Annotated in this window: 21 protein-coding genes; 10 read left to right on the top strand and 11 right to left on the bottom strand. The window is 67.7% G+C overall.

Features of this window, described 5'->3' with window-relative positions; translation table 11 throughout:
- A partial coding sequence (locus BRO63_RS16375) for a LysR family transcriptional regulator (protein ID WP_088140754.1) occupies nucleotides 1–807 on the bottom strand: 807 nt, incomplete at its 3' end.
- A gap of 148 nt (nucleotides 808–955) precedes the next feature.
- On the opposite strand from BRO63_RS16375, the gene BRO63_RS16370 reads away from it, so the two are divergent.
- From BRO63_RS16370 to BRO63_RS16355, 4 genes are all read left to right on the top strand, one after another.
- Nucleotides 956–2,164: a CaiB/BaiF CoA transferase family protein gene (locus BRO63_RS16370; protein ID WP_088140753.1), complete on the top strand. Its 1,209-nt coding sequence runs from the start codon at nucleotides 956–958 to the stop codon at nucleotides 2,162–2,164.
- Between the two features lie 65 nt (nucleotides 2,165–2,229).
- Complete coding sequence (locus BRO63_RS16365; RefSeq protein WP_088140752.1) at nucleotides 2,230–3,201, top strand: Bug family tripartite tricarboxylate transporter substrate binding protein; 972 nt, start codon at nucleotides 2,230–2,232, stop codon at nucleotides 3,199–3,201.
- 36 nt (nucleotides 3,202–3,237) lie between these two features.
- Nucleotides 3,238–4,242: an MDR family oxidoreductase gene (locus BRO63_RS16360; protein ID WP_088140751.1), complete on the top strand. Its 1,005-nt coding sequence runs from the start codon at nucleotides 3,238–3,240 to the stop codon at nucleotides 4,240–4,242.
- Nucleotides 4,243–4,406: 164 nt separating this feature from the next.
- Complete coding sequence (locus tag BRO63_RS16355; RefSeq protein ID WP_088140750.1) at nucleotides 4,407–6,011, top strand: ABC-F family ATPase; 1,605 nt, start codon at nucleotides 4,407–4,409, stop codon at nucleotides 6,009–6,011.
- Between the two features lie 50 nt (nucleotides 6,012–6,061).
- On the opposite strand, the gene BRO63_RS16350 is transcribed toward BRO63_RS16355, so the two are convergent.
- From BRO63_RS16350 to BRO63_RS16320, 7 genes are read right to left on the bottom strand one after another with little or no spacing between them, the layout of a single operon-like run.
- Nucleotides 6,062–6,838, bottom strand: coding sequence for an SDR family NAD(P)-dependent oxidoreductase (locus BRO63_RS16350; protein WP_088140749.1), 777 nt, complete (start codon nucleotides 6,836–6,838; stop codon nucleotides 6,062–6,064).
- Nucleotides 6,839–6,855: 17 nt separating this feature from the next.
- A complete protein-coding gene (locus BRO63_RS16345; RefSeq protein ID WP_088140748.1) occupies nucleotides 6,856–8,013 on the bottom strand; it encodes a thiolase in 1,158 nt (385 codons plus the stop codon).
- Entirely contained in the window at nucleotides 8,010–8,405 is a 396-nt protein-coding gene (locus tag BRO63_RS16340; RefSeq protein ID WP_088140790.1) for a Zn-ribbon domain-containing OB-fold protein, read from the bottom strand. The genes BRO63_RS16345 and BRO63_RS16340 overlap by 4 nt, the downstream gene beginning before the upstream one ends.
- A gap of 5 nt (nucleotides 8,406–8,410) precedes the next feature.
- Nucleotides 8,411–9,193, bottom strand: a complete 783-nt coding sequence (locus BRO63_RS16335) for an enoyl-CoA hydratase/isomerase family protein (protein ID WP_088140747.1) — start codon at nucleotides 9,191–9,193, stop codon at nucleotides 8,411–8,413.
- On the bottom strand, nucleotides 9,190–9,669 hold the full coding sequence (locus tag BRO63_RS16330; protein ID WP_088140746.1) for a MaoC family dehydratase: 480 nt from the start codon (nucleotides 9,667–9,669) through the stop codon (nucleotides 9,190–9,192). Before BRO63_RS16330 ends, BRO63_RS16335 begins: the two co-directional genes overlap by 4 nt.
- Before the next feature lie 11 nt (nucleotides 9,670–9,680).
- Nucleotides 9,681–10,646, bottom strand: a complete 966-nt coding sequence (locus tag BRO63_RS16325; RefSeq protein WP_088140745.1) for a Bug family tripartite tricarboxylate transporter substrate binding protein — start codon at nucleotides 10,644–10,646, stop codon at nucleotides 9,681–9,683.
- 49 nt (nucleotides 10,647–10,695) lie between these two features.
- Nucleotides 10,696–11,937 (bottom strand): CaiB/BaiF CoA transferase family protein, encoded by a 1,242-nt coding sequence (locus BRO63_RS16320; protein WP_088140744.1) that lies wholly within the window; start codon nucleotides 11,935–11,937, stop codon nucleotides 10,696–10,698.
- A gap of 273 nt (nucleotides 11,938–12,210) precedes the next feature.
- On the opposite strand from BRO63_RS16320, the gene BRO63_RS16315 reads away from it, so the two are divergent.
- The 5 genes from BRO63_RS16315 (at nucleotide 12,211) to BRO63_RS16295 (ending at nucleotide 16,260) form a co-directional block, all read left to right on the top strand.
- Nucleotides 12,211–12,981 carry an ABC transporter ATP-binding protein gene (locus BRO63_RS16315; protein ID WP_088140743.1) on the top strand — a complete coding sequence of 257 codons (771 nt, stop codon included), beginning with the start codon at nucleotides 12,211–12,213 and terminating at the stop codon, nucleotides 12,979–12,981.
- A gap of 70 nt (nucleotides 12,982–13,051) precedes the next feature.
- The gene (locus BRO63_RS16310; protein ID WP_013394059.1) at nucleotides 13,052–14,050 is read left to right on the top strand and encodes an ABC transporter substrate-binding protein; all 999 of its coding nucleotides are present in this window, start codon (nucleotides 13,052–13,054) and stop codon (nucleotides 14,048–14,050) included.
- On the top strand, nucleotides 14,047–14,820 hold the full coding sequence (locus BRO63_RS16305; RefSeq protein ID WP_088140742.1) for an ABC transporter permease: 774 nt from the start codon (nucleotides 14,047–14,049) through the stop codon (nucleotides 14,818–14,820). Before BRO63_RS16310 ends, BRO63_RS16305 begins: the two co-directional genes overlap by 4 nt.
- An 18-nt stretch (nucleotides 14,821–14,838) precedes the next feature.
- Nucleotides 14,839–15,645, top strand: coding sequence for a transporter substrate-binding domain-containing protein (locus BRO63_RS16300; protein ID WP_088140741.1), 807 nt, complete (start codon nucleotides 14,839–14,841; stop codon nucleotides 15,643–15,645).
- A 27-nt stretch (nucleotides 15,646–15,672) separates the two neighbouring features.
- Nucleotides 15,673–16,260 carry an IMPACT family protein gene (locus BRO63_RS16295; RefSeq protein ID WP_088140789.1) on the top strand — a complete coding sequence of 196 codons (588 nt, stop codon included), beginning with the start codon at nucleotides 15,673–15,675 and terminating at the stop codon, nucleotides 16,258–16,260.
- A 26-nt stretch (nucleotides 16,261–16,286) separates the two neighbouring features.
- Here BRO63_RS16295 and BRO63_RS16290 read toward each other — a convergent pair whose 3' ends face one another.
- From BRO63_RS16290 to BRO63_RS16280, 3 genes are all read right to left on the bottom strand, one after another.
- Nucleotides 16,287–16,661 carry a thioredoxin family protein gene (locus BRO63_RS16290; RefSeq protein ID WP_013394055.1) on the bottom strand — a complete coding sequence of 125 codons (375 nt, stop codon included), beginning with the start codon at nucleotides 16,659–16,661 and terminating at the stop codon, nucleotides 16,287–16,289.
- A gap of 167 nt (nucleotides 16,662–16,828) precedes the next feature.
- Nucleotides 16,829–17,845 (bottom strand): LLM class flavin-dependent oxidoreductase, encoded by a 1,017-nt coding sequence (locus tag BRO63_RS16285; protein ID WP_054453967.1) that lies wholly within the window; start codon nucleotides 17,843–17,845, stop codon nucleotides 16,829–16,831.
- 207 nt (nucleotides 17,846–18,052) lie between these two features.
- Nucleotides 18,053–19,345: an NCS2 family permease gene (locus BRO63_RS16280; protein WP_088140740.1), complete on the bottom strand. Its 1,293-nt coding sequence runs from the start codon at nucleotides 19,343–19,345 to the stop codon at nucleotides 18,053–18,055.
- 110 nt (nucleotides 19,346–19,455) lie between these two features.
- Here BRO63_RS16280 and tsaD point away from each other — a divergent pair, with 110 nt between their 5' ends.
- Nucleotides 19,456–20,487: a tRNA (adenosine(37)-N6)-threonylcarbamoyltransferase complex transferase subunit TsaD gene (tsaD, locus tag BRO63_RS16275; protein ID WP_088140739.1), complete on the top strand. Its 1,032-nt coding sequence runs from the start codon at nucleotides 19,456–19,458 to the stop codon at nucleotides 20,485–20,487.
- Nucleotides 20,488–20,490 lie beyond the last annotated feature (3 nt).

The raw sequence follows: 20,490 nt of genomic DNA, 5'->3' as shown, positions 1-20,490 counted from the left end.
CAGCACCGTCTGGCGGATCACGGGGTCGGCCAGACGGACCGCCACCAGGCTGCCATCCGCGATTTCCGCCGATACGGCGTGGCTGGGCAGGATGCTGTGCAGGCCGCCGCGCAGGATCGCGTCCTTGATGACCACGCCGGAGTCCGCTTCCAGCACCACATTCAGTTCGATGCCGGCGCGCAAGGTCAGGCTGTCCAGCACCGCGCGCAGCGAGTTCGGGCGCACCGGCAGGGCCAGCGGCGTCGCGGCCAGATCGGCCAGGCGCAGTTCGCGCCGCGCGGCCAACGCCGACCCGGCCGCGGTCACCAGCCTCATTTCGGTTTCGAACAGGACTTCTTGCAGGCGGGTGGAAGCGGCGCGGTATCGGTTGTAGATGCCGATGTCGATCTTGCCATTGGCCAGCCAGGCCTCGATTTCACCGCTATAGCCTTCGAAGACCCGCAGCCGGATGCCGGGATAGCGCGCCTGCGTGTAGGTCAACAGCATGCCGATGAGCGGCTGCGACAGCGACGGTATCACCCCCAGGTTGACGATGCCGGCCGGCTTGCGCTGGGCGGCCTGCGCTTCTTCCAGCAACTGGTCGGCCTCCAGCAACAATGCCTGGGCGCGCGGCATCAGGCTTTCGCCCAGTTCGGTCAGGAGCACGCCGCGCCCCGTGCGGAAAAACAGCCTGCCGCCGAACTCCTGTTCCAGTTCGGACAACTGCCGGCTCAAGGCCGATTGCGCAATGCCCAGCGCGGCGGCTGCCCGGGTCAGGCTGCCGGCTTCGGCGATGCGGGTGTACACCCTCAGGTTCTTCAGGTCCATGGCTGCCATCCATCTCGATTTGAGATAACTGCTTTATTAAAAATGCCCATTCCGGATGGGTCGATTTCAGCACAGAATTCTCCGTACTTGATGCGTTCATATCGCTTGGCCGGCCGGATGGGTCCGGCCAGGCTTGGGGAGTCAGCAGATGAGTTTCGAGGAAAGTGCGGGTCCGCTGAAAGGCGTGCGTATCCTTGATCTGTCCACGGTGGTGGCGGGGCCATGGGCCGCGACGCTGCTGGCGGACCTGGGCGCGGATGTGCTGAAGGTCGAGATCCCCGGGCCGGGCGATCCCTTGCGCGCGCTGGCGCCGCACAAGGACGGCGTGCCGCTGTGGTGGAAGGTCGCGAATCGCAACAAGAAGGGCATTTCGGTCGATCTGCGCACCGCCGCCGGCCGCGACATCGTGGCCCGGCTGCTGCCGGACTTCGACGTCCTGGTTGAGAATTTCCGCCCCGGAACCCTGGACGGCTGGGGCATGCCGGGCGAGTGGCTGCGCCAGCAGAACCCGGCGCTGACCATTCTGCGCGTGACGGGATTCGGCCAGACCGGCCCGTACCGCAACAAGCCGGGCTTCGCCCGCGTGTTCGAAGCCATGAGCGGCCTGACCAATATCTGCGGCGAACCGGAGGGCCGGCCCCTGCACATGGGTTTTCCGATCGCGGATGCGGTGGCTGGCCTGTTCGGCGCGCTGGGCATCGTCGCCGCCCTGTACCGCGAAAAAGCCGCGCCGCTGGGGCAAGGCCAGGAGATCGATTGCTCGCTGATGGAATCGATGTTCCGGGTCATGGACTTCCTGCCCATCGAATACGACCAGCTGGGCATCGTCCGCGGCCGCCTGGGCAACAGCAGCCAGTATGCCGCGCCTGGAAACGTCTACCGGACCCGGGACGGCTACTGGGCCTCCATCGCTGCGTCGACGCAGCGTATTTTCGAACGCCTGTGCGTGGCGCTGGAGCTGAACGGCGTGGCGCAAGACCCGCGCTACCAGACCAATCCGGAGCGGGTGCGCAACCGCGAGTCGCTAGACGCCCTGGTGGCTGCGGCCATCGCCCGCCACACGCTCGATGAGCTGGCGGCCTTGCTGGATGCCCACGCGGTCGGGTTCAGCCCGATCTACGACATCGCCGACATCTTCCGCGATCCGCACATCGCGGCGCGCCAGGGCATCGTCTCGGTGCAGGACGAGGAACTGGGGCCGGTGCGGATGCAGAGCGTCGTGCCCAGGTTTTCCGCGACGCCGGGGGCGGTGCATCACGCGGGCCCCAGCCTGGGGCAGCACAACGTGGAAGTGCTGGGCGCCTTGGGCATCAGCGGCGAACAGCAGGCAGCCCTGCGGGAGCAGGGCGTCATCTAGGAACGATTCCATCGCCACGCAGCCGCCTCGAGACAGGCTGCGGGCGCCACAAGGAGGAGACGACGATGCGCGCATGGACAGCAGGGTGGATATTGGCGGCGGGGCTGATCGCGGCGGCCCCGGCGCAGGCCGGGCCGGAATGGCCCGCCAAACCGGTCAAGCTGCTGGTGGGTTTCCCGCCGGGGCAGGCGACGGACGCGGTGGCGCGGCTGCTGGCCGAGAGACTGTCGGCTCGGTTGAACCAACCCGTGATCGTGGAAAACCGCCCGGGGCAGGGCGGCAGCATCGCGCTGGCGGCGCTGGCGAAGGCTGCGCCCGACGGCTACACCATGATGCTGTCGGCGACCGCTTCGCTGGTCAGCAATCCGCACCTCTACAAGTCGACCGGCTATGACACCTTGCGCGACTTCGAGCCCGTCGGCCTGGTGGCGGACCTGCCCATGGTGCTGGTGGTCAACGCCGCCCAGCCTTTCGACGACATGGCGGGTTTGCGGGACTACGCGCAGCGCCATCCCGGCGCGCTGAATTTTTCCTCGTCGGGCAACGGCACCCTGTCGCATCTGGGCATGGTGATGCTGCAGCGCGAGGCCAAGCTGCAGCTGACGCATATTCCGTACCAAGGCAGCGCCAAGGCCATGACGGACATGATTGCCGGCAACGTCGCCATCGGGCTGGACACGGTGGCGGTCACCCTGCCTCACATCCAGTCCGGGCGTCTGAAGGCCTTGGCGGTCGGCGCGAGCCAGCGCCTGCCGATGCTGCCGGACACGCCGACCTTCGCCGAGGCGGGCTATCCCGGCTTCCAGGCCAATCCCTGGCTGGGGGTGCTGTTTCCCAAGGGCACGCCCAAGCCTGTCGTACAGCGCATGAACCAGGAGATCCGGGACGCGGTCGCCACGCCGGCCTTGTCGCAATCGCTCAAGGCCATCGGCGCGTTCGCACGCGTCGACACGCCGGAGGAATTCTCGCAGTTGCTGCGCCAGGAATACCGCAGTTGGGGCGAGCTCGTGCAATTGTCGGGCAGCCGGGTCGACTAAAGCCTTACACACACATCAACCGCAGAGGAACGCCGCATGAAGCATGACGACCCATTCAAAGCCCTGGTGCTGACGCAGGAGGATGGCAAGACGCAGTGCCGGTTGCAGGACTTGAGCATCGCCCAACTGCCCGCCGGCGACGTGACGGTCAAGGTCGACTATTCGAGCCTGAACTACAAGGATGCAATGGCCGTGACGGGCACGGGCAGGATCGTGCGCGACTTTCCCATGGTGCCGGGGATCGATCTGGCGGGCACGGTGCTCGAGTCTGGCGCATCCGCCTATCCGGTGGGATCCTCCGTCGTGCTGACCGGCTGGAGCGTAGGCGAGCGCTACTGGGGCGGCTATGCCCAGGTGCAGCGGGTCAAGTCGGAATGGCTGGTGCCGCTGGCCCCGGGGCTGGACAGCTTCAAGGCCATGGCCATCGGCACGGCGGGCCTGACCGCCATGCTCTGCGTCATGGAGCTGGAAGCCGCGGGCATCCGGCCCGGCGCTGGCACGGTGCTGGTGACCGGCGCCTCAGGCGGGGTGGGCAGCGTCGCGGTGGCGCTACTGGCCCGCCTGGGGTATCGGGTCGCGGCGCTGGTGCAGCCGGGGCGCGAGGCCGTGCATCCCTATCTGGTTGCGCTGGGCGCGGCCGAAGTGGTGGCCGGTCCGGAGTGGGGGGAGGTTCCCAAGCCGCTGGAAAACCAGCGCTGGGCCGGCGCGGTCGATACCGTGGGTTCGAAAGTGCTGACGCGGGTGCTGGCCTCGATGGATTACGGCGGCGCGGTCGCGGCTTGCGGCCTGGCCGGAGGCTTCGATCTGCCCGGCACGGTCATGCCCTTCATCCTGCGCGGCGTGCGCTTGCAGGGGGTGGATTCGGTGATGTGCCCGGCTGCGCGGCGGCGTGAGGCCTGGGAGCGGCTGGGCCGGGTCTACGGCGATACCCCGTTCGCCGACATCGTCATGACGGCCGGCCTGGCGCAGGTGCCGCAGCTGGCCGCGAAAATGATGGCGGGCGGCAACCGCGGCAGGTATGTCGTCGACGTGAACCAATAGCCGCAATCCGGTCCTGGGGACGGCTGGCGGGCCGTCCCCAGGACCCGAAATCAGGGGTGCGATGCGAGGGGCCATGCGCCCGACAGGGCGGACGACAAGCGGGCTTGGTACAATGTCAGGTTTCCCGCACGCGTCCCAGACGCCTTTAGCCTCTAAAACACACCGTGATATCCACCGCCAATCTCACCATCCAGTTCGGTCCCAAACCCCTTTTCGAGAACGTCAGCGTCAAGTTCGGGGAAGGCAACCGCTACGGGCTGATCGGGGCCAACGGTTCCGGCAAGTCGACCTTCATGAAGATCATCGGCGGCGACCTGGAATCCTCGGCGGGCAACGTGTCGCTGGAGCCGGGCGTGCGCCTGGGCAAGCTGCGCCAGGACCAGTTCGCGTTTGAAGACCTGCGCGTGCTGGACGTGGTCATGATGGGCCACACCGAGATGTGGGCCGCCATGTCCGAGCGCGACGCCATCTACGCCAATCCGGAGGCGACCGAAGACGACTACATGCGCGCGGCCGACCTGGAGGCCAAGTTCGCCGAGTACGACGGCTACACCGCCGAAGCCCGCGCCGGCGAACTGCTGCTGGGCCTGGAAATCGCCGTCGACCAGCACAACCTGCCGATGCGCGAAGTGGCGCCGGGCTGGAAGCTGCGCGTGCTGCTGGCGCAGGCGCTGTTCTCGAACCCGGACGTGCTGCTGCTGGACGAACCGACCAACAACCTGGACATCAACACCATCCGTTGGCTGGAAAACGTGCTCAACAGCTACCAGAGCACGATGATCATCATCAGCCACGACCGCCACTTCCTGAACCAGGTGTGCACGCACATGGCGGACGTGGACTACGGCGAGATCCGCATTTATCCGGGCAATTACGACGACTACATGCTGGCCTCGACCCAGGCGCGCGAGCGTCTGGTGGCCAATAACGCCAAGGCCAAGGAACGCGTCGCCGAACTGCAGGACTTCGTGCGCCGCTTCGCCGCCAACAAGTCCAAGTCGCGCCAGGCCACCTCGCGCCTGAAGCAGATCGACCGCATCAAGGCCGACCAGGTCGTGGTCAAGCCCTCGTCGCGCCAGAACCCGTACATCCGCTTCGAGCAGAACAAGGTCATGCACCGCCTGGCGGTCACCGTCGAAAACCTGTCCAAGGCCTACGACGCGCCCGTCATCCGCAAGTTCTCGGCCATGGTCGACGCGGGCGAGAAGATTGCCATCATCGGCGCCAACGGCGTCGGCAAGACCACGCTGCTGCGCCTTCTGGCCACCGACCTGCAGCCCGATTCGGGTGAAGTGAAGTGGTCCGAGAACGCCGACCTGGGCTACATGGCCCAGGACGTGTCCGACCAGTTCCTGCAGACCGACATCAACCTGCTGGACTGGATGGGCGACCATCGCCAGCCGGGCGACGACGACCAGTCGATCCGCTCGGTGCTGGGCCGCCTGCTGTTCTCGGCGGACGACCTGCCCAAGGCGCCCAAGGTGCTGTCCGGCGGTGAAAAGAACCGCATGACCTTCGGCCGCCTGATGCTGGGCCGGCACAACGTCATGCTGCTCGACGAGCCCACCAACCACCTGGACATGGAATCGATCGAGTCGCTGCAGTTCGCGCTGGAAAAGTACGAAGGCACGCTGGTGTTCGTGTCGCACGACCGCGAGTTCGTGTCCGGCCTGGCCACGCGCGTGATCGAGATCCTGCCCTCGGGCGAGATCGTCGACTACCGCGGCGGCTACGACGACTATCTGACCTCGCGCGGCATCGACGGCTGAGGCCGCCGCGGGCCGCCGCCAGTAGCATCTGGCCGCGGCCCTGGTTTGCCCTACATGCCTATGGTCATGCCGCCATTGGCATAGAGGTGCTGGCCCGTCATGTACGAGGCGGCATCCGACAGCAGGAAGCACACCGGCCACGCCACCTCCCCAGGCTGGCCGAAGCGGCCCAGCGGGATCTGCGACAGATAGGTGTCGCGGAACTTGTCCCCCCGTATGGTCTCCGTCATGGGCGTTTCCACCACGCCGAAGCCGATGGTGTTGACGCGTATCCCGTACTTGCCCCATTCGCGCGCGGCGCTCATGGTCAGGCCCAGCACGCCGGACTTGGCCGCGGCGTAGTTGATCTGGCCTATGGTGCCGCGGCGGCCCGCGTCCGAGGTGATGTTGACGATGGAGCCGCCGGGCTTGCCGGTCTCGCGCGCCGCCGCCAGCATGTGGCGGCCGGCGGCCTGCAGGAACTGGAAGGATCCGGTCAGGTGCACGTCGATCACCTTTTGCCAGGCTTCCTGGGTCATTTTTTCTATCATGGCGGTGCGCGTGATGCCGGCGTTGTTCACCAGGCCGTCCACCGCGCCGTAATGCTGCGCCGCGCGCTCGACGGCGGCGGCCGCGAATGCCGGGTCCGACACGTCGCCGGCCAGGGTCAGCAGCTGGCCTTGCGGCGCCTCGCGCTCGAACGCGGCAAGCGCGTCGGCGTTCATGTCGACGGCGGTCACGCGCGCGCCCAATTGCATGGCCAGTTCGCTGATGGCGCGGCCTATGCCCTGGGCCGCGCCCGTCACGATGATGCTGCGCTGGTCAAGCCGAAATGCGGTGTGGTTCATGGTTTTCCTTGTCGGATTCAGAGCGTTTCGGCGGTGCCGAGGATCAGGGTGGCCTGGCTGGACAGCTCGCCGCCGTTGCCGTGCGCCAGCGCCAGGCGGGCGCCGGGCACCTGTCGCGCGCCGCCTAGGCCGGCCAGCTGCACATAGGCTTCGACCATGGTGAACAGGCCGTACATGCCGGGATGCACGCAGGACAGGCCGCCGCCGTTGGTGTTGACGGGCAGCTCGCCGCCCGGCGCGATGCGGCCGTTTTCCACGAACGCGGCGCCTTCGCCCTTGGCGCAGAAACCCAGGTCCTCGAGGAACAGGATGGGGTTGATGGTGAAGGCGTCGTACAGCTCCAGCACGTCGATGTCCTGCGGACGCACGCCGGCCTGGGCAAAGGCGCGCGCGCCGCTGCGTGCGGCCGCGGTCACCGTCAGGTCGGGCATGTTGGTGATCTCGCGGTGGTCCGTGGCGGCGGCCGCGCCCAACAGATAGGCGGGCCGGGCGCAGAGGTCGCGGGCCCGGTCGGCGCGGGTCATGACGACGGCGGCCGCGCCGTCGGTGACCAGGCAGCAGTCGCGCACGCTCAGCGGTTCGGCCACCAGGCGGGCAGACAGGTACTGCGCCATGTCCAGGGGTTCGCGCATGTAGGCTTCGGGATTGAGCATGGCCCATTGGCGGGCGGCGATGGCCACCGCGCCCAGCTGTTCGCGCTTCAGGCCGTACTGGTGGGCATAGCGCGAGGCTGCCAGCGCATAGGCGCCCACCGGACGCGCCAGGCGGTAGGGCGCTTCGTTGGGGGCGGGGCGCATGGAGCTCACCAGTTTGCCCGCGCCGCTGCGCTGGTTGCTGCCGTAGGCGATCAGCGCCACGTCGCATTGCCCCGCTTCCAACGCCAGCGCGGCCCACATGGCGTGCGTCAGGAAAGAGGATCCGCCGGTGCGGTTGTTCTCGGTCAGGCGGGGCGAGACGCCCAGGTATTCGGCAAAGCCCAGGCCGGACATGAAGTCATCGGGCAGGCCGATGAAGAGTCCATCGACCTGGTCCGGGCGCAGCCCCGCCTGGTCCAGGGCCGCAAGGCTGGCCTGGACCGCGAGGTCCATCGAACTCATGCCCGGGGTCTGGCCGATGCCGTAGGTGGCGCCGGCGACGATGGCGGCCTTGCCGCGCGGGAAACGGTCTTGGGTCATGCTTGCTCCGCGACAGGTTCGAACACCAGCACGCCGCATCCGGCCTCCTGGACGACGCGGGCGCGTACCCGGGCGCCGATGCGCACCTCCTGCGCGGGAATGCCGTCCACCCGCGACATCAGCCGCGGCCCTTCGTCCAGGTCCACCAGCACCACGCCGTAGGGTGTTTCGGGCGGCCGGGGATGGATGACGGTGGCGGCGTAGATGCGCCCCAGCCCGCTGGGCGCGGCCCATTCCAGGTCACGCGAGCCGCTGCGCGGCGCGGCCACGCGCGGATAGAAGAAGAATTCGCCGCTGGCGCGGTCGCGCTGCAGCATGAAGCGGCCTTCGTTCAGGTAGGCCTCGTAGCGGGCCTGGGGGCCCGGTTCGGCGGCTTGGGTTTGCGTGGGCATGTCGTTCAATCCCATTTGTAGGCGGGAGGCAGTTTTTCCACGAAGCGCCGGGCGGCGTCGCGGTGAAAGGCGCTGTCGCGGCAGATGGCCTGGGCCATGGCTTCCTGCGCGTAGATGTCTTCGCGGCTGGACTCGAAGGTCCGGTTCATGATGGTCTTGGCCAGGCCCAGCGCCTGCGTCGGGGCGTTGTGGAAACGCTCGGCCATGGCCAGCGCCTGCTCCAGCGGATCGCCGTCGCAGAGCGCTTGCACCAGCCCCAGTTCCAGCGCTTCCTCGGCTTCGCAGACCCGGGCCGTGAACACCAGTTCCTTGGCGCGCGCCAGACCGACGGCGCGCGGCAGCAGATACATGCCCAGCATGTCGGGCACGTAGCCGATGCGGGCGAACACCGCGCAGAAGGTGGCGCCGCGCCGCGCGATGGCATAGTCCGCGCACAGGGCCAGCGACAGGCCGGCGCCGAATGCCACGCCCTCCACCGCGCTGATGACCGGTTTTTCCAGATCCACCAGGGCGTCGTACCACTGGTGGATCTTGCGGATGCGCGCGCGCCCCTCGAAGGCGTCCAGGCCCTGGGCATGCGCCTGGGCAATGGACTTGATGTCGCCGCCGGCGCAGAAATGCCCGCCGGAACCTGTCAGGACGACGGCCTTGATGCCGTCATCCTCGCGCAGCTCAGGCAGGGCCCGCGCGAACGCGTCGCGCATCTCCAGGCTGAGCGCATTGCGCTGGTCGGGGCGGTCCATGGCCAGCACGGCGGTGGCGCCGTGGCGGGTGATCTTCAGTGTCATGCCTGCTCCTTGCCTGAGTGATAGGCGATCTGCGTGAGCCAGCGCGCGACCAGCGCCGGCCTTTCCTCGCCGTCGATATCGATGCGCACGTCCCAGGCGAGGCGCGCCTGGCCGTCCGGCAGCTCGTCGACGGAGCTCAGCGCAAACGCGCCGCGCACGCGTTCGCCGGCCTTGACCGCCTGGGTGAAGCGCACGCGGTCAAAGCCGTAGTTCACCGCCAGCCTGCGGTTGGGAAAGCGCATCGCCGAGGCATACAGGCTGGGCAGCAGCGAGAGCGTCAGCAGGCCGTGGGCGATGGCGGCGCCATAGGGCGATTCGGCCTCGGCGCGCTGCGGGTCCATGTGGATCCACTGGGTGTCGCCGGTGGCCAGGCCGAAGCGGTTGATGGTGTCCTGGTCCACGGTCTGCCAGGGCGTCAGCGCCGCGGGCTGACCGGAAAAGGCGCGCAGCGCCTCGACGGAGTCCAAGGTGATCATGGCGGACTCCCTCACTGGGCCTTCAGGCCCAGGTCGCGGGCGACCGGCAGCCAGCGGTCGCGCTCGGCCTGCACGAAGGCGGCGAACACCGGGGCGTCGCCCGGCATGGGCACGGCGCCGATGCTGGTGAGTTTGCGCTGCAGTTCCGGCTGCGCGAGCGCCTGGTTGACGCCGCGGTTCATCTGGTCGACGACGGCGGCCTGCGTGCCGGCGGGCGCCACCAGCCCGAACCAGGCGCTGGCGTCGATGCCGGCATAACCCAGCTCGCTGGCGGTGGGCACGTCGGGCAGGCCGGCGAAGCGCTTGTCGTCCAGCACGGCGAAGGGCCGGATCTTGCCGGCCTGCGCCTGCGTCATGCTGGAGGGCAGCGCGTCGAACATCAGGTCGGTGCTGCTGCCCATCAGGCCGACGATGGCGGGCGCGCTGCCCTGGTAGGGCACGTGCGTGACCTGGAAGCCCAGCTTGCTGACGGCGTATTCGCCAGCAAGATAGGTGATGTTGCCGGTGCCGGCCGAGCCCATGGTCAGCTTGCCGGGGGATTGCTTGCCCAGCGCGATCAAGGCCTTGACGTCGCGCGCCGGCAGGTCATGGCGCACCACCAGCAAGAGCGGCGACTTGGCCATGCCCGAGACCGGGACGAAGTCCTTGGCCGGGTCGTAGGTCATCTTGGCGTAGAGCGCCTGGTTCACCACCAGCGGGGCGTTGGAGCCGACGAAGAAGGTCTTGCCGTCGGGCTTGGCGCGGGCGACGTAGTCGGCTGCGATCATGCCGGCCGCGCCGGGCTTGTTCTCGACGATGATGGTCGCGCCGCCGCCCTTGCTCATTTCCTGCGCCACCAGGCGCGCGATCTGGTCGGCGGCGCCGCCGGGCGGGTAGGGCACGATGAAGCGGACGGGCGCGTCCTGGGCCGACGCGGGGGCGGCCGCTAGGGCCGCCAGGGTCAGGGCGCCGCAGACCGCGGCGGTGATGATGCGCATGGTGGTGTCTCCTGGGTTGTTGTCATGGCCGCCTGCCCGGCGGTTGGGGTCAGATGATTCCGCGGCCTTTCAGCTGCGCGATGCGGGCTTCGTCCAGCCCCAGCCGCTCGCGCAGCACGGCGTCGGTGTGCTGGCCCAGCGCCGGCGCGGCGCGGTCGTAGCGCATGGGGGTGTCGCGCATGCGGATGGGGTTGGCCACGGCCGGCGTGTCCACGCCCGAGGCGTGGGGCAGCGACAACTGCATGCCGCGATGGCGCACGTGCGGGTCCTGGAATACCTGCTCGAGGTTGTAGATGGGACCGCAGGGCACGTTCACCTCCTGCAGGATCGGCACCCATTCCTGCATGGTGCGCGCCAGCATGGCTTCGGCGATCGGGGGAATCAGCGTGTCGCGGTTCCGGTTGCGGCCGCCGGCCGTGGCGTAGCGTTCGTCGGTGGCCAGGTCGGCGCGGCCGATGGCGCCGCAAAGCGCGCGGTACTGGCCGTCATTGCCGACGGCGACGATGACCGAGCCTTCCTTGCAGGCGAACACCTGGTACGGAACCATGTTGGAATGGGCATTGCCCATGCGCTGCGGCACCCGCCCGGACAGGAAGTAGTTGATGGCCTGGTAGGACGAGATCGTGATCACGCAGTCCAGCAGCGACATGTCGATGTACTGGCCCACGCCGCTGACGCGGCGGTGCTCGACCGCGGCCAGTATGGCCGTGCTGGCATAGACGCCGGTCAGCAGGTCCGTGATCGCGATACCGGATTTCATCGGCTCGCCGGCAGGGTCGCCGGTGATGCTCATCAGTCCGCCCATGCCCTGGAACACGAAGTCGTAGCCCGGCAGCGGCGCATAGGGCCCGTCCTGGCCGAAACCGGTGATCGAGCAATAGATCAGGCGCGGATTGACGGCGCGCAGGCTGTCGTAGTCCAGTCCGTAGCGCGCCAGCGTGCCGACCTTGTAGTTCTCGACCAGCACGTCGGAGTCTTTCGCCAGTTCCGCAATCAACGCCTGGCCTTCGACCGTGGCGATGTCCACGGTAATGGACTGCTTGCCGCGGTTGGCGCTCAGGAAGTAGGACGAGTCCCGGGTCTCCGCGCCGTCGGCGCCGGTCAGGAAGGGCGGCCCCCAGCCGCGCGTGTCGTCGCCGTGTCCAGGGCGTTCTACCTTGACGACGTCAGCGCCCATGTCGGCCAGCGTCTGCGTCGCCCATGGGCCGGCCAGCACGCGCGTCAGGTCCAGGATCTTCAGGTGGGATAGCGCGCCGCGCGGCTGCGCGGCGGCGGTGTTGTCTCGCTCCATGTCGCTCCGATCGGGGTGGGCCCCGTTATGTCTGGGATCCACCTTAATGACGGGAGGGGCGAGGGTCCAATATCGTTTTACGCGTTATCGATTCGAATTGAGTATTGCTGGCGGAATGTGGGCGAGGCTCAGCGCCTGTAGCTAGTCCGGCAGAGCGTTGTCGATGCGTTCTTTATTACGAAAAGAAGTTAAGAAATTCAATATTGATAGTTTGGATTCATATAACGAATTGTTAGATTGGGGGCTCATTTTTGGCCCGCCACGATACATTCCATGAATCTCACCTTCGATCACGTCCATAAGCACTTCGGCGAACTGCCGGTGGTGGACGGCTTTACCAGCGAAATCAAGACCGGTGAACTGGTTGCCCTGGTGGGTCCCTCGGGCTGCGGCAAGTCGACCTTGCTGCATCTGGCGGCCGGCCTGGAGCAGCCCACCGAAGGCAGCGTGCTGGCCGACGGCAAGGCGGTTGCGGGCCCCCATCCCAGCCGGACGCTGGTGTTCCAGGAACATGCGCTGTACCCCTGGCTGACGCTGGAGGACAACGTGGCGCTGGCGCTGGAATTCCAGAACACGCCCAAGTCCCGCGCCCGCGAAGCCGCGCGCCAGTGGCTGGCGCGCGTCAGTCTGGCCGGCTTCGAACACTATTACCCGCATCAGGTGTCCGGCGGCATGCGCCAACGCGCCGCGCTGGCGCGCGCCTTCATCGCCCAGCCGCAGACCATGCTGATGGACGAGCCCTTCGGAGCGCTGGACGCGCTGACCCGGCTGAGCCTGCAGGACGTGCTGCGCCAGCTCATCGCCCAGGAAAAGCCCACTGTCCTGCTGGTGACCCACGACGTGGACGAGGCCCTGTTCCTGGCCGACCGCATCATCGTCTTCAGCCCGCGCCCGGCGCGCGTGCTGCGCGAGTTCAACCTGGCGCACCGCGAAAAGACCCATGACCTGTCCGGCCTGGCTGCTGAAAAGCGCGAGATCCTGCGCCTGCTCGGCATCGCGGTGGACGGCGCGGGCGAGCACGCCGACCTGGCCCTGGCGGCCTGATCCCTGATCTGGATTCCCGCCGGCCGGCGCCTGCGCGCCGGCCGGCCCTGCATACCCTGGAGCACTTCCCATGAAATTGAAGCAATGGCTGTCCCTGCCGCTGGCCGCGGCGCTGCTGGCGGCGGCCCCCGCAATGGCCGCCGAGAAATTCCGCGTGGGCTATCTGCGCGTGATGGACGATGCGCAAGCCATCGTCGCGCAAGAGGGCGGCTACTACAAAAAGGCTGGCCTGGATTCCGAGCTGATCGAGTTCAAGTCGGGCACCGACCTGATCAAGGCCATCGTCGGCGGCCAACTGGATATCGGCGTGCTGGGTTTCACCAACGCCGTGGCCTGGGCCTCCAAGGGCGCGGACCTGAAGGTGGTCGGCGGCGCGCAGCAGGGCTACCACTCGCTGATCGTGCGCGACGACTCCGGCATCAAGGACATCGCCGGGCTGAAGGGCAAGACCCTGGCTTCCCAGGCCGAAGGCAGCACCGCCGACGTGGTCCTGAAGGGCGTGGTGCTCAAGCAGGGCAACCTGTCCGCCGATGACGTCAATGTCATGGGCGTGAGCCCGGCCGTGGCGGTCCAGTCGCTGGTGGGCAAGCGCGTGGACGCGGCCTTCCTGTTCGAACCCTACGACCGCATTGCGCAGCTGATCGCGCCGGTCAAGCAGATCTATGAAGTGGGCCAGGCCTGGCCGTTCCCGTGCATGGTGGTGATCACCTCCGGCGAAACGCTGGCCAAGCGCAAGGACGACGTCTGGAAGGCGCTGGACGCGCAGAACCAGGCCATCCAGCTGCTGCAGAAGGAACCCGCGCAGGCGTCCAAGCTGATCGCGTCGTACTTCATCGCCGAGCCCACCTTGAAGACCCTGACCCGCGGCGAGCTGCCGCGCGAAACGGTCATCGCCGAAGCCATCGGCACGCAGGTCTTCACGCCCAAGCTGACCGACAAGGACACCCGCCGCATGCAGGAAATCGCCGACATCCTGCAAGCCCAGGGTTCGCTGAAGACCCGCGACGGCAAGCCGTATGACGTCTCCAGCATCGTCGACCTGTCCTGGCAAGAGGCTCGCAAGCTTTGAGCGCATCTACCCGAGTCACCGGCGCCCGCAAGCATTTCGCGGGCGTTCTGGGCGTGTTGTTCATCCTGGCCCTATGGCAACTGGCGGCGTTCGCGCTGCCGGACTTCCTGATGCCGGGCGTGCCCGCCGTGGTCGAACGGCTGGTCGAAGACCTGGGCAAGCAATCCTTCCACCAGAGCCTCATGGGCACGTTGGGGCGGCTGGGGGCGGGCTACGGCCTGGCGTTGGCCGCCGGCATAGGCTTCGGCCTGGTGGCGGCGGTGCTGTTCTTCTTTCGCGAAGTGCTGCGCAGCGCCATCGTCATCCTGCAGTCGATTCCGTCGATCGCCTGGGTGCCGCTGTTCCTGATCGTGATGGGCTTCGGCAATACGCCCATCATCGTGGTGGTGGCGCTGTCGGCCTTCTTCCCGGCCGCGCTCAGCGTCATGAACGCCACCGAGTCCGTGCAGCGCGTGCACGTGTCGGCGGCGCGCGTGATGGGCGCCACGCGCTGGGGCCTGGTCAAGCGGGTCTACCTGCCGGCGGTCATGCCCGAACTCATCACTGGCGCGCAGCTCGCGTTCGGCAATGCCTGGCGCGCGTTGATCTCGGCGGAAATGCTGATCGGATTCGGCAAGGGACTGGGCCGTTCGCTGGCCTATTCGGGCGAGATCGCCGACATGACCGGCGTCATGACCAACATCCTGGTCATCGCCGTGCTGGCCGCGCTGATCGACCAGTTCGTGCTTGAAAACCTCAAGCACCGCCTGCTGCGCTATCAGTACGTCTGAGGGCGACAGGAGTCCCGCATGATCGGCCGCATCCGTCTCTTCGTCCTTGGCGCCTGCCTGGCTGCGTCCGGCCTCGCGCAGGCGCAGCCGGACGCCTTCGCGGCGGCGCGGGCGCGCGGCGAACTGGTGGTGGGCGTGCCTTTCCTGGCGCCGCCGCCCGCGGCCGGCGCCAAGATCCGCACGCCGGACGGCCTGGATGCCGCAATGACCGACAGATTGGGGCAAAGCCTCGGACTACCGGTGCGCCTGCTGCAATTGCCGCGGGAACAGGCCGCCGCCGCGCTGGCGGCGGGGCAGGTCGACCTGGTGCTGGCTGACGGCGCCGCGGGCCAGCCCGATAGCGTCGCGGCGCAAGCCACGGGCTATGCCGCGCGTCCCAAGGCCGTGATCCGCAGCGATACCAGCCTGCGCCGGCCCGCCGACGTGCGCGGCCGCAGCGTCTGCATGGCCGAGGCCGCAACCGCTTCCCGCGCCCTGGCCGAAGGCTGGGGCGCCGTGGTGCGCACTTACCGCGTGCCGTCCGATGCGCTGGTCGCGGTGCGCGAAGGCAACTGCGACATCGGCCTGGTCGACGACGCGGTCTGGGAACCGCTGGTGCGCTTTCCGGAATGGAAGAAGTTCTCCTCGACGCTGGCGGCCGATGGCGCCCGGCGCGAACGCGTGTGGCTGCTGCCGGCGTCCGATTCCGCCAGCCGCAACTGGCTGGGCCAGGAGATGCGCGCCTGGGATCGCGCGGGCGCCTGGAAGGCCATGACCGCGAAGTGGGCGCGCGACGTGGCCTTCGACGTGTACCTCGACCAGGAAGTGCCCGACTGCCACGGCTAGGGGTTGCCGGCACATACAATGCCGGTCATGACGCACACGCTGACCGCCCCTTGCACCTACCAGGAAGACATCAAGAAAAGCCGCTTCGTCGCGTATGCGGCGCCCGTCTCCGGCGTGGACGAAGCCATGCGCTTCTTTAGCCAACATAGCGACGCGGAAGCGACCCACAACTGCTGGGCCTACCGCATTGGCCAGGAATATCGCTTCAATGACGACGGCGAACCGGGAGGCACGGCCGGCCGTCCCATCCTGCAAGCCATTGAAGGCCAGGACATGGACCGCGTGGCGGTGCTGGTAGTGCGCTGGTACGGGGGCATCAAGCTCGGCGCAGGCGGACTGGTGCGCGCCTACGGGGGCTGCGCGGCCAATTGCCTGCGGCTGGGGGAGCGCACCGAGATCGTGGATCTGGCGACCATCGCCTGCGCTTGCGGCTTTGGCGAACTGGCGCTGCTGAAGTCGCGCCTGGCTCAGGCAGGCGCGGCGATCCTGCAGGAAGATTTCAATGAAGAAGGGGTGGCGCTACGGTTCACGGTGCCGCGCGCGGCGGTGGCGGACCTGGAGGTGACCGCCGCCAACATCACTCGCGGCCGCGCGGCCTGGGAAGTCGAGTCCTGATCCCAGGCGCACGGCCCGCGCGGCGTTCAGGCGTCCTGCCCGTTCTGGGCCGCCGCGATCTCCTGATGGACCTTTTCCATGTCCACTTCCTTGATCTTGGCGAGCAGCTCGTTGAGCTGGCCGCCGGACAAGGCGCCCGGTTGCGAGAACAGCAGGACCTTTTCGCGGAAGACCATCAGGGTCGGGATGGAGCGGATGCCCAGCGCGCCAGCCAGTTCCTGTTCCACGTCGGTATTGACCTTGGCAAAGGTGACGTCGGGATGCTCGGTCGCGGCCTGTTCGAATACCGGCGCGAAACCGCGGCAGGGGCCGCACCAGGGCGCCCAGAAATCGACGATCAGCGTACCGTCGGGGGTGATGGCTTCCTGGAAGCTGTCTTTGGTGAGTTCAACAATACTCATTTTGAATCCTTGCCGGCGAGCGGCGTAAAAAGCGGTGTCAGAGGCCCGGGGTATGCCCGTCCCGGACCCGATGGGGCGTTGCGGCGGCGTTCGGTGCTTTAGAACGATAGTAGAGCGGGTCATGGCCGCGTCGCAATGGTTGGCGCCTGGGGCGCGGGCCGCGGCGCTCAGGCCGCGGTGCTTGCCGGGGCGCCGTTCTTCAGCGACGCGACGATCTCGAAGGAGCGCAGGCGGTCGGCGATGTCGTAGAAATCCGAGACGATCATGACTTCGTCGGCCTCGGTCTCGGCCACCAGGGCTTCCAGTTCGCGCCGGACGGTATCGGGGCCGCCCACGATCGCGGCGCCCAGTCTTTGATGGACCGCCTCGCGTTCCCATTCGTTCCACAGGCCGTCCATGCTGTCCACGGGCGGCTGCAGCTGCAGGCGGTTGCCGCGCACCAGCGACAGGAATTTCAGCTGTTGGGTAGTGGCCTGGCGCCTGGCGGCTTCATCGGTTTCGGCGGCCACGACCGGCACGCCTATCATGGCGTAGGGCCGCGCCAGCGTTGCCGACGGCTTGAACAAATGGCGGTACAAGCGCATGGCCGCCATGCCCTCGGGCGAAAAATGGCCCGCGAAGGAGAAGGGCAGGCCCAGCTCCGCGGCGAGCCGCGCGCTGAAATCGCTGGAACCCAGCAGCCAGATCGGAATGTCCAGGCCTTCGCCGGGAATGGCGCGCACCGGTTGTCCAGGGCGCGAAGGCGCGAGGAAACCGCGCAACTCCTCCACCAGCGCCGGGAACTCCAATCCGCTGCGCGGACCGCGCCGCAATGCGTGTTGCGTGGCGCCGTCGCTGCCGGGCGCGCGGCCCAGGCCCAGGTCGATGCGGCCGGGGTAAAGGGTTTCCAGCGTGCCGAACTGCTCGGCAATGATCAGCGGCGCGTGGTTGGGCAGCATGACGCCGCCAGAGCCCACGCGCAGCGTGCTGGTGTGCGAGGCCACGTGGCCGATCAGCACCGCGGTGGCGCTGCTGGCCACGCCGTTGATGTTGTGGTGTTCCGCCAGCCAGAAGCGCTTGTAGCCCAGGCGTTCCACGTGCTGCGCGACCGCGACCGTGTTGCGGAAGGCGTCAGCCGCGTCGCGGCCCTGCACAATCGGGGCCAGGTCCAGTACGGAAAAGGGGATGCGGGCCAGGCTGCTCATGCGGAAACCTCCGTGCATGCGGTGGAACAGGACAGCGGGGCGGAAACAAAGCGGGTAAGGCGCAAGGCGGACTCCATATGCCGTTATACATGGGGAGTGTATCGGTGAAATCAAGCTGCCCCGCCAGCAACCTTATGGTGCGGCGGGTTGATTGATTTCCGCTATTGCTGCGATTGGTCCGCCTTGCGAGCGGCCTCGGGACCGGGCCTAGCCCGGGAAGAAGGCGTAGCGGATCACGAACAGCGCCGCGACCAGCCAGGTGGCGGGATGCACGTCGCGGATCTTGCCGGTGGCCGTCTTCAGCACCACATAGCTGATGAAGCCGAAGGCGATGCCGTTGGCGATCGAATACGTGAACGGCATGACCAGCGCGGTCAGCGCGGCCGGCGTGGCTTCGCAGACGTCGTTCCAGTCGATGTCGATCAGTTCGCGCATCATCAGGCCGGCCACGTAGAGCAGGGCGGGCGCGGTGGCGTAGGCAGGCACGGCGCCGGCCAGCGGCGAGATGAACAGCGCGGCCAGGAACAGCACCGCCACGACCAGCGCGGTCATGCCGGTGCGCCCGCCGGCCTGCACGCCCGAGGCGCTTTCGACGTAGGCGGTGGTGCTGCTGGTGCCCAGCATCGAGCCGGCCACGATGGCGCTGCTGTCGGCAAAGAGCGCGCGGCCCAGGCGGTTGGGCCGGTTCTCGGGCATCAGGCCCGCGCGCTTGGCCACGCCCACCAGCGTGCCGGTGGCGTCGAACACTTCGACCAGCACGAACACCAGGATGACGTGCACGAAGCCGCTGTGCAGCGCGCCCAGGATGTCCAGCTTCATCAGCGTGGGCGCCAGGCTGGGCGGCGCGGCGAAGATGCCCTTGAATTCGTTGTAGCCCAGCGCCATCGACAGCACGGTGACCACCAGGATGCCGATCAGGATCGCGCCGCGCACGCGCAGCGCGTCCAGCGCCGCAATGATGAAGAAGCCCAGGATGGCGAACAGCGGGCCGGGCTGGGTCAGGTCGCCCAGCGTGACCTTGGTGGCCGGATGCGCGACCACGATGTTGGCGCTGGATAGCGCGATAATGGCAAGGAACAGCCCGATGCCGGCGGCGATGGCGCTGCGCAGCGAATGCGGAATGCCCTTGACCAGCCAGACCCGGATGCCCGAGAACGTCAGGAACAGGAAGATCACGCCCGAGATGAACACGGCGCCCAGCGCCTGCTCCCAGGTGTAGCCCATGGTCTTGACCACGGTGAATGCGAAGAAGGCGTTCAGGCCCATGCCCGGCGCCATGCCGATCGGCCAGTTGGCGATCAGCGCCATCACCAGCGAGCCCAGCGCGGCGGCCAGGCAGGTGGCGACGAACACGGCATCGCGGTTCATGCCCGTCGATGACAGGATGTCCGGATTGACGAAGATGATGTACGACATCGTCAGGAATGTCGTCAGGCCGGCGACCAGTTCCGTGCGCGCCGTCGTGCCGTGTTCACGCAGCTTGAATAGCTTCTCGAGCATTCGAGTCCCCAATGTGTTTGCAGGATTGCGGGTTGTTGTGGGCGGGCTGGGTTGCCCGTCGATTTTTCATGAAAGGGCGTATTTTCGCATCAGTTGTAAACTCTGCCGCCATGATTATTCTCGGCTTTGAAAGCTCCTGCGACGAAACCGGCGTCGCAGCCGTCTGTACCGAACGGGGCCTGCTCGCGCACGCGCTGCATACCCAGATCGCCATGCACCAGGAATACGGGGGCGTGGTGCCGGAACTCGCCTCGCGCGACCATATCCGCCGGGTCGTGCCGCTGACGCGCCAGGTCCTCCAGGACGCGGGTCTGCAGATGTCGGATATCGGCGCGGTGGCCTACACGGCCGGGCCCGGCCTGGCCGGCGCCTTGCTGGTGGGCGCCAGCGTCGCGCAGTCGTTCGCCTGGTCGCGCCATCTGCCCGCCATCGGCATCCATCACTTGGAAGGCCATCTGCTGTCGCCGATGCTGGCGGATCCGCGGCCGGAATTTCCCTTCGTGGCGCTGCTGGTGTCCGGCGGCCACACGCAGCTGATGCGCGTGGACGGGGTGGGGCGCTATGAATTGCTGGGCGAGACGCTGGACGACGCCGCGGGCGAGGCCTTCGACAAGTCGGCCAAGCTGATGGGCCTGGGCTATCCGGGCGGACCGGCGCTGTCCCGGCTGGCCGCCAGCGGCGATGCCGCGCGTTTCGAGCTGCCGCGGCCCATGCTGCACAGCGGCGACCTGGATTTCAGCTTCAGCGGCCTGAAGACGGCGGTGCTGACCCGGGTCAAGGCCGCCGAGGCCGCGGGTGGACTGGACCAACAGACCCGAGCCGACCTGGCCGCGGCCACGCAGGCCGCCATCGTGGAAGTGCTGGCGGCCAAGGCCATCAAGGCCCTGAAGCAGACCGGCCTGAAGCGCCTGGTGGTGGCCGGCGGCGTCGGCGCCAACCAGTTGCTGCGCGCCAAGCTGGACGCCGCGCTCAAGCCGCTGAGGGCGCGCGCCTATTTTCCGCCGCTGGAGCTCTGCACCGACAATGGCGCCATGATCGCCTTTGCCGCCGCCGAGCGGGTCAAGGCCGGCCTGGTCACCCTGGACCCGGAGGCACACAGCTTCACGGTCAAGCCGCGCTGGGATCTGGCCGACATCGCCTGAAAT

It is taken from the genome of Achromobacter xylosoxidans, assembly GCF_002192695.1.
GTDB classification, from domain to species: Bacteria; Pseudomonadota; Gammaproteobacteria; order Burkholderiales; family Burkholderiaceae_B; genus Achromobacter; species Achromobacter xylosoxidans_C.
Note: the sequence above shows the minus strand (reverse complement) of the source record. Positions and strands in the feature narration are given on the sequence as shown.